Source organism: Oleiagrimonas soli (genome assembly GCF_000761445.1).
GTDB classification, from domain to species: domain Bacteria; phylum Pseudomonadota; class Gammaproteobacteria; order Xanthomonadales; family Rhodanobacteraceae; genus Oleiagrimonas; species Oleiagrimonas soli.
This window is the reverse complement of the sequence record NZ_KN196470.1, coordinates 1,644,582-1,656,895: the sequence shown is the minus strand read 5'-3', so window position 1 is coordinate 1,656,895 and position 12,314 is coordinate 1,644,582. Positions and strand designations below refer to the sequence as shown.

10 protein-coding genes are annotated in these 12,314 nt (G+C 62.6%); 3 read left to right on the top strand and 7 right to left on the bottom strand.

Annotated features, from left to right (window positions below):
• Positions 1 to 31: 31 nt before the first annotated feature.
• The 5 genes from LF63_RS15500 to rlmE all read right to left on the bottom strand — a co-directional run bounded on the left by LF63_RS15500 (position 32) and on the right by rlmE (position 8,762).
• Positions 32 to 661 (bottom strand): ATP-binding cassette domain-containing protein, encoded by a 630-nt coding sequence (locus LF63_RS15500; protein ID WP_081945131.1) that lies wholly within the window; start codon positions 659 to 661, stop codon positions 32 to 34.
• Complete coding sequence (locus LF63_RS07145; RefSeq protein ID WP_043100630.1) at positions 658 to 1,872, bottom strand: DUF6136 family protein; 1,215 nt, start codon at positions 1,870 to 1,872, stop codon at positions 658 to 660. The genes LF63_RS15500 and LF63_RS07145 overlap by 4 nt, the downstream gene beginning before the upstream one ends.
• 834 nt (positions 1,873 to 2,706) lie before the next feature.
• Entirely contained in the window at positions 2,707 to 5,430 is a 2,724-nt protein-coding gene (locus LF63_RS07140; RefSeq protein ID WP_043100629.1) for a coiled-coil domain-containing protein, read from the bottom strand.
• Positions 5,431 to 6,178: 748 nt separating this feature from the next.
• Positions 6,179 to 8,116, bottom strand: a complete 1,938-nt coding sequence (gene ftsH, locus LF63_RS07135; protein ID WP_184655029.1) for an ATP-dependent zinc metalloprotease FtsH — start codon at positions 8,114 to 8,116, stop codon at positions 6,179 to 6,181.
• Between the two features lie 13 nt (positions 8,117 to 8,129).
• Positions 8,130 to 8,762, bottom strand: coding sequence for a 23S rRNA (uridine(2552)-2'-O)-methyltransferase RlmE (gene rlmE, locus LF63_RS07130; RefSeq protein ID WP_043100628.1), 633 nt, complete (start codon positions 8,760 to 8,762; stop codon positions 8,130 to 8,132).
• 81 nt (positions 8,763 to 8,843) lie between these two features.
• On the opposite strand from rlmE, the gene LF63_RS07125 reads away from it, so the two are divergent.
• Positions 8,844 to 9,173 carry a YhbY family RNA-binding protein gene (locus tag LF63_RS07125; RefSeq protein WP_052394814.1) on the top strand — a complete coding sequence of 110 codons (330 nt, stop codon included), beginning with the start codon at positions 8,844 to 8,846 and terminating at the stop codon, positions 9,171 to 9,173.
• Positions 9,174 to 9,207: 34 nt separating this feature from the next.
• Positions 9,208 to 9,582: an Mth938-like domain-containing protein gene (locus LF63_RS07120; protein WP_043100627.1), complete on the top strand. Its 375-nt coding sequence runs from the start codon at positions 9,208 to 9,210 to the stop codon at positions 9,580 to 9,582.
• 12 nt (positions 9,583 to 9,594) lie between these two features.
• Here LF63_RS07120 and LF63_RS07115 read toward each other — a convergent pair whose 3' ends face one another.
• The gene (locus LF63_RS07115; RefSeq protein WP_235205286.1) at positions 9,595 to 10,221 is read right to left on the bottom strand and encodes a DUF998 domain-containing protein; all 627 of its coding nucleotides are present in this window, start codon (positions 10,219 to 10,221) and stop codon (positions 9,595 to 9,597) included.
• Positions 10,218 to 11,138: a LysR family transcriptional regulator gene (locus LF63_RS07110; protein ID WP_043103385.1), complete on the bottom strand. Its 921-nt coding sequence runs from the start codon at positions 11,136 to 11,138 to the stop codon at positions 10,218 to 10,220. The genes LF63_RS07115 and LF63_RS07110 overlap by 4 nt, the downstream gene beginning before the upstream one ends.
• A gap of 107 nt (positions 11,139 to 11,245) precedes the next feature.
• On the opposite strand from LF63_RS07110, the gene LF63_RS07105 reads away from it, so the two are divergent.
• Entirely contained in the window at positions 11,246 to 12,283 is a 1,038-nt protein-coding gene (locus tag LF63_RS07105; RefSeq protein ID WP_200877540.1) for an aldo/keto reductase, read from the top strand.
• The last annotated feature ends 31 nt before the right edge of the window (positions 12,284 to 12,314 follow it).

Here is a 12,314-nt window from a genome sequence, read left to right as displayed (position 1 = left end):
TGGGCTTTCTTTGTCAGCCCAACCTGCGAACCTAGGACACCGAAGGTACGCCAGTTTCACCTAATGTCAGCATACTGGCGGCCATCTCCCGAAAAGGAGCCACATGATGCGTCGAGACCAGCATGATCCGGTCGCGTTGATAATCTGCCAGCAGGGTCAGCAGCGCATCGCGTGACGCGGCGTCGATCTCGTTGATCGGTTCGTCGAACAGCATGACCGACGGTGCCGCGATCAGGGTCGCCGCCAGCAGAATTTTCTTGGCCATGCCGGCCGAAAGCGTCCCGAGCGGTGCATCGACAGCGTGACTCAGCTGCAGTTGCTCCAGCACGTGAGTCCGATATTCGAGTGAACGGCGACTCGACGGATACAGCGAAGTCACGAAGTCGATCAGCATGCCCGCACGCAGCCAGGGAATGGCAGGAGGCGCGCCCGGAGCCAGCAATACGCGATCTGAATGCCGCTTCATGGGTACATCGCCCAGGCGAATCACTCCGGTCATTGGCGACAACGCTCCGGCAATGGCTCGCAGCAGCGACGTCTTGCCAATTCCGTTGGGACCCACGACCAGATGCAGTCCTAAGCCGAACGTGCGTGTAAGCGCCCTCACCTGCCCGAACGGCAACGTCAGTTCATGCAAGCCAAGCGATTCGATGGAATTCATGAAAGCGCCGCCGTCAGAAAAATCAGTGTGAGTACGACATGCGCCGTCGGCATCAGCCACCGCATCGTGTCGCGCGTCCAGTTCGCGCTGAATGCGCCCAGTGCAAACAGTCCCGCATAGCCGAGCAGCGGATAACTAGGCAGAGCCGCATGAGACGTTCCAGGAGGCAACGCGCGGACCGCAGTCTGCCAGTACGCGCTCATGCAGAGCGAGAAAAGCACCACCGGCGGCAGTACGGCAAACCAAGTAACGCGCCTTCGGAATGCGCAGTGGCCTGCCAGGAAGTCCAGCCGCTCCAGCATCATGCCGCGCACAAGCACCGGCAATCGATACAACGCAGCCGACGCGATCGCCATCAAGCCGATCAGAAGCGCCGTGGCGAGACCGACGCTCGGCGCATGGCCTGCGAGCAGGGTCATCGCCAGCGCCCACGCACCAAGCAGATAGCCTCCTCGAACCACCAGCGACTCGCGTAAGGCATGCAAAGACACAGGCATGACCAGCGCGCTCGCCAGTGCGATACGCTCGAAGATCGCACGTGACCGGCCCGTTGATCGAAGCGCCTGAAACCGTGCCCGCCGTGGGCGAAAAGCGAACGTCATGGCGATAGCCGCTGTAACAAGCATGGCGACAGCACCGAGCACACTTTGCGGCCGGAACACCATCAACACAAGCATGGGTAAAACCATCACGGCAGCGCGACGATAGGCGTTGCGCAACAACAACACGTTTAACACCATGCCTGCGCCGACCATCACCAAGTACGACACGCTCGCCGACACCGCCTGCAGCGACGGACCCTGACTCCATAGCATGTAGAGCAGCCATATCAGCGGCAGCCAGAGCACCGAATAACATTGCATGACGATGCGCAAATCGGCGCGCCAGACGGCAGCATCGGGAATGGGCAACGCCGCAAGGAACGGCTCCGCATCACGCATGAAGATTGCCCCGTGCAGCAGCCACAACAACTCCAGTGTCACGCACTGCCAGCCAAGCAGAATGCCCAGCCGCTCGACCACTCCCACATGCGCGTGCATCAGCGCCATCAGACCATCGGCCAGAACGACCATCAAGCTAGCGATGGCAAACACGCCCGCACTACCGAAAAACCCCATGCCCACGACGGCGGTCTTTGCCATGCCGCGGAAGCGCTCGGCGAGCGATCTGCGGAAATGCAACTGGCGCAAGCGCGCGTAGCTCAGACTCATCCATGGCTCCGGAGATGCGATGTCCTCTCAGGTGAGGACCGGGAAAACATGCCCAGGTTCACTCCCGCCATGCCATCACACCATTTCTGGTCCACGACCACCGTGAAAATGGTTCCTGACAGCATTTTCGCCATTTTCGGGTAGGTGTTGGTGACTGCTTCGGGTCGCTCTCGGCTAATCGGATCATCCTCGGGTACTATCATGGCCGCGAGGGCGGCCCACGGCCAGAAGCGGCCGGTCGGTGGAGGAAATCACTCTCCACTCCACGCAAATCAAACGGTTGTCAGTGAACCTGGTCCCGTTCGTCTAAGCGCGACTTCGGATGATCGTCCCGGCGGTCGCAGACCGGAACGAGGTTGGCTCCAAGCCTGTGACTCTGAATGGCCTCGCCTGCCGGCCATCACGTAGCAGGCAGGACCGCACGCGGACCGAGCCACGAAGGGTTGGGACGAAAGAACCCGTGATTCTGTGTAGTGCAAGCGCGCACCTGGACGAATCCCGCGTTGACCGACGGGCACCTCCCCGGCAACAAGGAGACGGGCGTTTATGGCTCTATTGACGGGGCGGCGAAATGGTGACCCCGTCCTCGGCACAGTCAACGTCCAGTGGTGACGAGATTGCTTCTTGATGACCTTCAAGACCGCCGCTGAGGGCTAGCACACGCCATCGGTATCATTCTGCGCCGGACCCGCACCATATTAGGATCATGTAATGCGTCGGCCGGCGATGTTCGACCGTGCAGCACAACCATGCAGGCACCTGAATCAAACGCTTGCCTCAATGGCTGCTCCCGGGGATGCCGCTCTGGCGGCATCCCCGGGAGCTTGCTGCTGCTCAATACTGCTTGGCGTACACGATGCGGTAGCGCACCTTGGACGTTGCTTCCCAGTTGCGATTGGTCCTCAGTTCATCCACGGCATCTCTTTCCGCCCTGTCAGTCGATGTTCCGAAGCCCAAGCCGTAGAGGCGAATCGTGGCGCCTTTGTCGTCCTTGCCGTCCCATTCGATCACGACCAGCGCGCCAATCTGGTTTTCTCCATTGTGCATGCAGTGAGGAGTGCCGCTGTGCTCGGCGCCATACCTCTGGCGTGCCAGTTTGTCGGCTTTCAACGATGTGATGTGCGGGTCGTAGGCGTAGTAGTAAGCAACGTCGGTCGGGGTATTGTTGGCATTGCGCTCCGTAGCCACACAGACCGCGGCGCCACCGGGACCATCCGCGGAGGGGCGGGCTCCGGGCGCGGAGGTTGCCGGCGATGCCGTGCCAGCGCCAACTAGTGAGCCGGCGATGGTCGTGCTGCGCGGGTTCGCCAGGCGGTCGGTTTTGGCTTGGGCCTGGGCGATGGCACCCTGGAAGCCGAGGCGATTGGGTATCTTGCCGCCCGTATAGACCTTGGTATGCGCGGTCGTGTCGAGCGACTGCGACGGCATGGCGACCGGGACAATCATCTTGGTCTGAGGTGCGCTCATGACCGGCTTGGAGTTGGAGAAATAGGCTTGGTTGCGTGCCTTGACGTCCGCAATCTGGGCTTCAACAGCCTCGCGGCTTTCCCTCATGCTGCGTGCTATTGAGGCGGTTTCTGCCCGCCTGGCGGCGAGGTCCGCTTGCATCGAGGAATGCAGTCTGCTCATGAGCTGCGACATGGCCATTTGTTGGTTGTACTGCCGCTTGGCCTCCTGCACGCGACCAGCCATGTTGCGGATCTCTTTGGTGCGTTCGATGGCCTGGTTGTAATAGGTGTCGTCCAGCTGCTTCATAGAGGAGGAAAGGTCGTTATGGAATGTATCCAACGCTGACACCAGTTGTGCCATGCGTGCCGGGTCCGGCTGGCAGACACTGTTCTTCACATCTTTATAGCGCTTGAGGGCAGTCAGTCGTTGCCCGACATCCTCTTTCATCTTGACCAGATCATCCCAGACCTTATTCTGGAAATCCCACTCTGGCGTACTGTGGTGCGAATTCCTGATGAATTCGTCAACGGCCTCACCCAGGTCGGCCCAATCCCGTTGGTACCTGCGTTCGTAGTCTGCGAGGCGACCGTCGATATTTGGGTTGAAACGCAGCGCATCTTCCGCATTGCTGACCGCCGCAGTCATCTTGTCACAGACCTGCTGGTCACGGCCTTGGGTGGCAAAGGCAATCATTTTTTCTGAAAAGGGATCTTCACCCGTCCTCAGGGCGACGAGTGTGGCGGCCGGATCAACTGTCTTGCTCACCATGAAAGCATCAACATTCCAACGGTAAAAGTCCTGCTTGGGGAACTGGCCGCCAGTGAGCAGATAGCTGCTGCGGCGATTGATGTCCGACCAGACATTGATGGTGTACTGGTTATCGGACACCTGCGTCATCACGGTCAGCGGGAACACCGGCGCGGCCGGGTCACACTGGCCCGTCAGCACCACGATGCCTTCGGTCTTGCCCATGCACTGCCGGTTCGCGGGGAGCTGGCCGTTGATGACGATGTCCTTCAGGGAGGGTAGCGTCAGCACCGGTGTTGTCGAGAAGGTCTTCGAGTAAGGCACCAGATAGGTTTTTCCGGTCTCTGCGCTGTAGAGGAACGCCGATTCTCCGTCATTGACATGGGAACGAATGTGCAATTTATCGCCTAGCATCCTGGAAAAGTTATTTTTTTCCTTGATGGGATTGAAGGGCTTCAGTAGCAGGTGGTCCGGGTTGATTTTTCGCTCACGCAGAAGGTCTGCCAGCGAATAGGCGCGGGTGAACAGGAACCGGTTATTTTTCCCGCCATGGCCCCAGCCCCATGAATCAAGCGCGATCATGCGTGCGGGATGTGGCAGTAAAAATTCGAACTGGGGCAAACCGGAACCAAGGGTTTTGGTTCCGTTCTGGTTTGAAATTATGCGATCGGTTACCGCCCAGCGGGCCTCGTAACTATCCGGAGCATATTGAAGGGAATCGTACCAATAGTGGTTGATCAGATAATGCTTCCAGATCAACTTCCCAGAGGACTCCCTGGCCTCGGACATGCCCTCCACGAACAAGCCTAAATTACTGGGGTTTTGGCCAAACAGCTTTGACTTGTAAATCGTCGATCCAAACATTCCGGAAAAAACCCGCACGTCGCCATCTTCGGCCTGGACTTTTAAGCGCCCGACGTATGGCACTGGATCGCGCTTGCGCTTTTTCCAGCGCAGCATGTATCCGCTGAATTCTGCTTGGTTCCAGTCCGACCAAGGGTTGGTCTCAGTTTTATTCCTGACAAACGAATAAAGGTTCGACCGGGTGTTTAGCTCATGAATGCCGGCCCATCCCATCGCAGGCAGCGAGTAAGGGTGCCCGGGTTTGGTGAGCAATAGGTCAAATTCGCCTCTGTGCGCAATCAACAGAAGGCCATCGCCAGCGCTCTTGTACTGCGACAGGTCGACATCGTTAAGCGGCCGGTAGAGCGAGTCGACATCCCCGGCGGTCTTTTGCGGTGCGCTTGCAGAGTCGGCTTGCACCAGGCGATTCTCACTTGCGGTCCTGGACTGGGCTGTTGCGCAAAAGGCCAGCAGAATACAGACGAGTGCGGCGAGCGCTGGTCGAATCTGAATGAGCATGATCGATTATCCGTAAGTGTGCGTAATCAAGTGCCAGATCAGAGATCAGGCAAGGGTGCCAGCCGTAGGTGACAAGCACGGGGACCGACTGCAAAGGAGGCTTGAAGTCTGGTCGCCTTTCGCGAAGTCGACTCAGCTCACACAACGAGTACATCCCGAACCCCGCATACCAGACCTGACCCCAATGGTGTGCAGGCAGGTCGGAGTGGAGTTCGAAGCTGAACGTGTTGTTTCCCCTTTTCGCATCGGTGCCGACGCGTTTCCCCGTGCTCCGCGCAATCCGCACAGTGGGACTTGTGTCCGAAACCGCGCACCTTATGGAGCAATCTAAACAACTACCATGACATCGTCGTGGTTTCAAACGACTCATGTATGCTGATGAGCAACCTCGTGGAGGGGTGGGTCTTGCAGCCGATTCCACGCTCGGTCGACAGGGCGCTCAGTCAGGATCACTCTCCGCTGTTTTGTGTTCCATGCGTGATCTTGAAGTCGGCACCGCGAGCCAAGCGCTTACCCATGCTCATGGCTGATCACGTCAGGCAGACGCTCCAATGCATCCAGGTGAACAAGCCAGTGCGAGCAGCTCCAAATAAGAACGGAGCAAATAAAATAGGTTCGCCATGATCGACCGCTTCGGGTCGTAAGCCGTCTCCCAATGTCGAGCCACATGGTCTTCCCGGATTCATCCGCACACAAAAAAGGCGGCCAGAAGGCCGCCTTTTTTGTTTGTAGAGCAATCCCGCTGCACTCAACTCTGCGGTGCGGGATCACCGACCGGCTTGGTGCTGGCGCCAGCATCGCCGCCGCGCGGTGCGTTCGGGCGCTTGTCGTTGTCGGTGCCGCCCCAGTCGGCGGGCGGGCCCGGACGACGGCCTTCCATGATCTCGTTGATCTGATGGGCGTCGATGGTCTCGTACTGCAGCAGCGCCTCGGCCATCAGGTGCAGCTTGTCGAGATTATCGGTCAGCAGCTTGGTCGAGGTTTCGTAGGCGGTGTCGAGAATGTTGCGCACGACTTCGTCGATCTTGCGCGAAGTCTCGTCGGACACGCTCTTGTGCTGGGTGACGGAACGGCCCAGGAACACCTCGTCCTCGTCCTCGGCGTAGGTCACCGGACCCAGCTCGTCGGACAGACCCCACTTGGTGACCATGTTGCGAGCCATCTTGGTGGCGCGCTCGATGTCGTTGGAGGCGCCGGTGGTGACCTTGTCGCGACCGAAGATCAGTTCCTCGGCGACGCGGCCGCCGTACAGCGAGCACAGCTGCGAGCGGATGGCGACCTTGTTGATGCTGTAGCGGTCGCCTTCCGGCAGGTACATGGTCACGCCCAGCGCGCGACCGCGCGGGATGATGGTGACCTTGTAGACCGGATCGTGCTCGGGCACCAGACGGCCGACGATGGCGTGACCGGCCTCGTGGTAGGCAGTGAGCTTCTTCTCGTCCTCGCTCATCACCATCGAGCGGCGCTCAGCGCCCATCAGGATCTTGTCCTTGGCCTTCTCCATGTGGCTCATGCGCACTTCGCGCGCGTTCTCGCGCGCGGCGAACAGCGCCGCCTCGTTGACCAGGTTGGCCAGGTCCGCGCCGGAGAAGCCCGGCGTGCCGCGCGCGATCAGCATCGCGTCGACATCGGTGTGCAGCGGCACCTTGCGCAGATGCACCTTGAGGATCTGCTCGCGGCCCTTCACGTCCGGCAGGCCGACCACGACCTGACGGTCGAAGCGGCCCGGACGCAGCAGCGCGGGATCGAGCACATCGGGACGGTTGGTCGCGGCGATCACGATCACGCCCTCGCCGCCCTCGAAGCCGTCCATCTCGACCAGCAGCTGGTTGAGGGTCTGCTCGCGCTCGTCGTGACCGCCGCCCAGACCGGCGCCGCGATGGCGACCGACGGCATCGATCTCGTCGATGAAGATGATGCACGGCGCGTGCTTCTTGGCCTGCTCGAACATATCGCGCACGCGGCTGGCGCCGACGCCGACGAACATCTCGACGAAGTCGGAACCGGAAATCGAGAAGAACGGCACCTTGGCTTCGCCGGCGATGGCCTTGGCCAGCAGCGTCTTGCCGGTGCCGGGCTGGCCGACCATCAGCACGCCGCGCGGAATCTTGCCGCCCAGCTTCTGGAACTTGGAGGGATCGCGCAGGAACTCGACCAGCTCGCCGACCTCTTCCTTGGCCTCTTCGCAACCGGCCACGTCGGCGAAGGTCACCTTGACCTGGTCCTCGCCCTGCAGCTTGGCGCGCGACTTGCCGAAGCTCATCGCCCCGCGCGCACCGCCGCCCGACTGCATCTGGCGCATGAACCAGATCATGATGCCGATGAAGATGATGATCGGCAGCCAGTTGAGCAGCAGCGAGAACAGCGAGAAGCCGTTGTCGGACGGCTGCTGCTTCACACTGGCGCCGTTCTTGGTCAGGGTCTTGAGCAGATCGCTGCTGGTGATGCCGATCAGCGGCACCACCGTGGTGAACTGGCTGCCGTCCTTGAGCTTGCCCTTGACCACCGGCGGCGTGTCCGAACTGATCGTGGCCTCGGTAATGTTGTTGTTGTCCACCTGCTGGATGAACGCGGAGTAGCTGATCTGCTCGGTCCGGGCGGCGTTGTGGCTGAAGCTCTGGAACACGAGCACCAGGACTACGGCGATGATCAGCCAGAACAGCAGATTTTTGACCATTTCGTTCATGCGCATGTCTCGTTCAGTGGCCGGCCCGGGCGCGATGTCCCGTAGCCAGTGCATAGACTTCGCGCGAGCGCGCACGGGAAGCCTTCGGTTTTCGCATCGTCACGCGGTCAAAGCTGCCGCGCAAGTCTCTTAGGTAATCGTCGAAGCCCGCGCCCTGGAACAGCTTGATCAGGAACGCGCCGTCGGGTTTGAGCCAGTGCCGACAGAAGTCCAGCGCCAGCTCGGCCAGATCCATCGCCCGAATCTGGTCGGCGACAGCTACACCACTCATATTGGGGGCCATATCCGACAGCACAAGATCGACCGGATGACCGTCGAGTCGGCGTTCGAGTTCGGCCAGCACCGCGGCCTCGCGGAAATCGCCCTCGATGAAGTCCACGCCGCCGATGCCCTGCATCGGCAGGATGTCCAGCGCGATGATGCGACCGCTGTCGCCGAGCCGACGCTGCACCAGCTGCGACCAGCCGCCCGGCGCGGCGCCGAGATCGACCACGTGCATGCCCGGCTTCAGCAGCTGATCGCGATCGAGAAGCTCCTCCAGCTTGAAGGCCGCACGCGAACGCAAGCCTTCCGCCTGCGCGCGCTTGACGTAGGCGTCGTCGAAATGTTCCTTGAGCCAGCGGGAGCTGCTCTTGCTGCGGGCCATGGGGACGTCCGGTCAGCCTTGCGTGAGGCAGGCCATGATACCCTTTGCGCCCGCATTTCCGCGACCTCGAACCTGAACGACATGCCCGCTTCGACTCCTCCGCGCGCCGGCGCCGCCGCGCTCTCCGCCAGCCAGCGCCGCTATCTGCGCGGACTGTGCCACAACCTGCATCCGGTCATCCTGCTCGGCGCCAAGGGCGTCACCGAGGCCGTGATCAAGGAACTGAAGCTGGCGCTGGACCGTCACGAGCTGGTCAAGATCAAGCTTTCCGGCGGCGACAAGGACGAGCGTCGCGCGCAGATCGCGGAACTGACCGAGGCCACCGGCGCCGAAGTGGTGCAGGAAATCGGCCACACCGCCAGCATGTTCCTGCGCAACGAGGACGAACCGAAGCTCGCCCTGCCACGCTGAACCACGCTGCGACGAAATAACGCGGAGGATGCCCATGGAACTCTCGCTCGAACGTCCCGAGGACTTCCTGTACGTGCGCCGTGTCGAAGACGACGCCGTGACCATCGTCGACCGCCGCTTCACGCGCAGTCTGGTGCTGGCGCGCGATCAGGTGATCGAAGACTGGCCCGTGCGCGACGCCAAGAGCCTGCAGCCCGACGACGTGCAGGCGATCCTGGCGCTGAAGCCGGAAGTGGTGCTGCTGGGCACCGGTACCCGCCAGCAATTCCCGAACGCGGCCACTCTCGGTGCGTTCACGCGCAAGAACGTGGGCGTGGAAGTGATGGACAACGCCGCCGCCGCGCGCACGCACTCGGTGCTGGCCAGCGAGGGCCGCGACGTGGTCGTCGCCTTCATTCTTCCCGGTTGAAATTCAATCAAATCAATCGGCTGAGGCCACTTCCTCGTCCGCTTTCCGCCATAGCAGCCACGCCATCCAGGCCAGCCAGCCGAGGATGAGCACGATCAGCAGCTTCTGCGACAGACCGCGCGGCGCGCTGCGCCACAGCGCCTGCACCCACAGACCGACAAAACAAACGACCGCCCACGTCGACGCCACACCGGCATGACGCCGCCAGCGTGCGTCGTGGAACAGACGCCCGGCCAGCAGCAGCATCGCCACCGTGACGCACAGAAAGGTCGTCTGCGCGGCGATGCCGTGCACCAGTCCATGCAAGGTGGCCGGATGTGCGTAGGTGTTGGTGGTGGCGAAGGCGGTCACGCACAGCGCAACCCCGGCAAGCACGAACAGCGCCGCAGGCGTCGCGCGTCGCGCTGCGGGCGCCAGGGCGCGATACCAGCCCCACCCCAGCATCGCCAAAGCCAGCGCCAGCAGCACATAGGCCGCGCGCACCCAGACCGCGCCGGGACCGATCAGGTAGAAACTCAGCGGCACGCGGACCCAGTCCAGATCGCCTCGCAACCACTGCGCCGCGCCGCAGACGAGCGCGAACACCGCGACCGCCATCAGCGCAAAGCCGCCGACTCGTCGCACCGCAACCGTCTTCATGCCGCATTCTCCGCCGCCGCCAGCGGCAATGGATGCGCGTCAGCGAGCAGATCGAGAAAGGCGCGCGGCGCCTGATCCACCGGCAGCGCGCCGGTCTCGGCGGCATACGCCACCACCAGTTCCCAGCACAGTTCCGGTTCGGACAGCGGCACCACGGCCAGCGCCGGTCGCTGCGCCCTGGCGATCGATTCGGGCAGCAGCGCGATGCCCAGACCGTGCCGCACCAGTTCCAGCAGCGTGCCCAGATCGTTGACCTCGAACGCCGTATGCCGGTCGATGCCGGCTTCGAGGAAACCGCGATCGATCAGCCGACGCGTGCCCCAGTCGGCCTGGAAGTCCACGAACGGCTCCTCGCACAGCTCATCGAGCGCGCAACGCTTGCGCGTCGCCAGCGGATGCGCCGGCGCGCACACCAGCACCAGCGCGTCGCAGGCGATCATGCGCTTCTGGATGCCCGCGGGCGCTTCGCACAGCGTCAGAAAAGCGAGATCGAGCCGGCCGCTGCGGATCTTCTCCAGCAGATGCGATGCACTGCCCTGGCACAGACGAACGTCCACGCCAGCATGCTGCTGATAGAACCGCCCCAGCAGCGCCGGCAGATCGACGAACGACGGCAGGCTCTGCACCGAGCCGATGGACAGCTTGCCGCGCTGCAAACCCTGCACCGCCGCCACGGCCTCGCGCGCCGATGTCGCGGCTTCCAGCACCTCGCGCGCCTTGTCCAGGAAGACCCGACCGACTTCGGTCAAGCGCACCTGGCGCGTGTTGCGCACAAATAGTTGCGCATCGAGTTCGTCTTCGAGGCGCCGGATCGACGCCGACAGCGCCGACTGCACGATGTGCACGCGTCGCGATGCACGCGTGAAATGCCCTTCCTCGGCCACGGCCACGAAGTGCTGCAGCTGACGCAATTCCATGATGCGCTCCACCATCGTTCTATGCGATCAATGGTATCTGAATATGCCATTGGAAAGATCAAAAGCCGTCGCCGTATGGTGTGCGCTTCCCCACCTGGAGCATCCACATGGCCCAACCCCACATGGCCCCCGACAGCGAATCCCGTCCGCTGGTCCGACTAGGCACGACCGACATGCACATCACCCGCGTCGGCTTCGGCGCGTGGGCCATTGGCGGCGGCGACTGGGCTGTCGGCTGGGGCGATCAGGACGACAAGGATTCCATCGCCGCGATCCGGCACGCCGTCGACGCGGGCATCAACTGGATCGACACCGCCGCCGTGTACGGCCTGGGACATTCCGAGGACGTGGTGCGACGCGCGCTGGCGGACATCCCGGAACACGACCGGCCCTACGTGTTCACCAAGTGCGGCCTGACCTGGGACCCGAACGACCGCAAGGCGCCGCCGCGTCAGGTCGGCGCGCCGGACAGCCTGCGCCGCGAAGTCGACGCGTCCCTGCAACGGCTCGGTGTCGAACGCATCGATCTCTATCAGATGCATTGGCCGGCCAAGGACGGCACGCCGCTGGAGGTCTACTGGGAGACGCTGCTGGACCTGAAGAAGGAAGGCAAGGTGCGCGCCGTCGGCCTGTCCAACCACGACGCGAAACAGCTCGCAACCGCCGAAGCCATCGGCCACGTCGACACGCTGCAGCCGCCCTTCTCCGCCATCCGCCGCGACGCCGCCGCGCACGAACTGCCTTGGTGCAAGGCGCACGACACCGGCGTCATCGTCTACAGCCCGATGCAGTCCGGTCTGCTGACCGGGCGCTTCAGCATCGAGCGCGCGCAGCGCCTGCCCGAGGACGACTGGCGCTCGCGCAACCGCGAATTCACCGGCGAGCGACTCGTGCACAACCTGCGTCTGGCCGAGGCGATGCAACCGATCGCGGCCAAGCACGGCACCACCGTGCCGACGATCGCCGTCGCCTGGACCCTGGCCTGGCCCGGCGTCACCGGCGCCATCGTCGGCGCACGCAGTCCCGAACAGGTCGATGGCTGGGTCGATGCCGCGCATCTGCAACTGGATGCGGACGATCTGGCGACCCTCAGCGCGGCCATCGTGGCGACCGGCGTCGGCAGCGGCCCCTACACGCACGACTGACGCGCACCGCAGGTCGGCTCAACCGCATACG

Bases quoted from the DNA above. Each gene is read 5' to 3' on its own strand.
- LF63_RS07125 (WP_052394814.1), top strand. From the start codon at position 8,844: ATGCCCGCTTCGACTCCTCCGCGCGCCGGCGCCGCCGCGCTCTCCGCC.
- rlmE (WP_043100628.1), bottom strand. From the start codon at position 8,762: ATGGCCCGCAGCAAGAGCAGCTCCCGCTGGCTCAAGGAACATTTCGAC.
- LF63_RS07105 (WP_200877540.1), top strand. From the start codon at position 11,246: ATGGCCCAACCCCACATGGCCCCCGACAGCGAATCCCGTCCGCTGGTC.
- LF63_RS07140 (WP_043100629.1), bottom strand. From the start codon at position 5,430: ATGCTCATTCAGATTCGACCAGCGCTCGCCGCACTCGTCTGTATTCTG.
- LF63_RS15500 (WP_081945131.1), bottom strand. From the start codon at position 661: ATGAATTCCATCGAATCGCTTGGCTTGCATGAACTGACGTTGCCGTTC.
- LF63_RS07110 (WP_043103385.1), bottom strand. From the start codon at position 11,138: ATGGAATTGCGTCAGCTGCAGCACTTCGTGGCCGTGGCCGAGGAAGGG.
- LF63_RS07145 (WP_043100630.1), bottom strand. From the start codon at position 1,872: ATGAGTCTGAGCTACGCGCGCTTGCGCCAGTTGCATTTCCGCAGATCG.
- ftsH (WP_184655029.1), bottom strand. From the start codon at position 8,116: ATGAACGAAATGGTCAAAAATCTGCTGTTCTGGCTGATCATCGCCGTA.
- LF63_RS07120 (WP_043100627.1), top strand. From the start codon at position 9,208: ATGGAACTCTCGCTCGAACGTCCCGAGGACTTCCTGTACGTGCGCCGT.
- LF63_RS07115 (WP_235205286.1), bottom strand. From the start codon at position 10,221: ATGAAGACGGTTGCGGTGCGACGAGTCGGCGGCTTTGCGCTGATGGCG.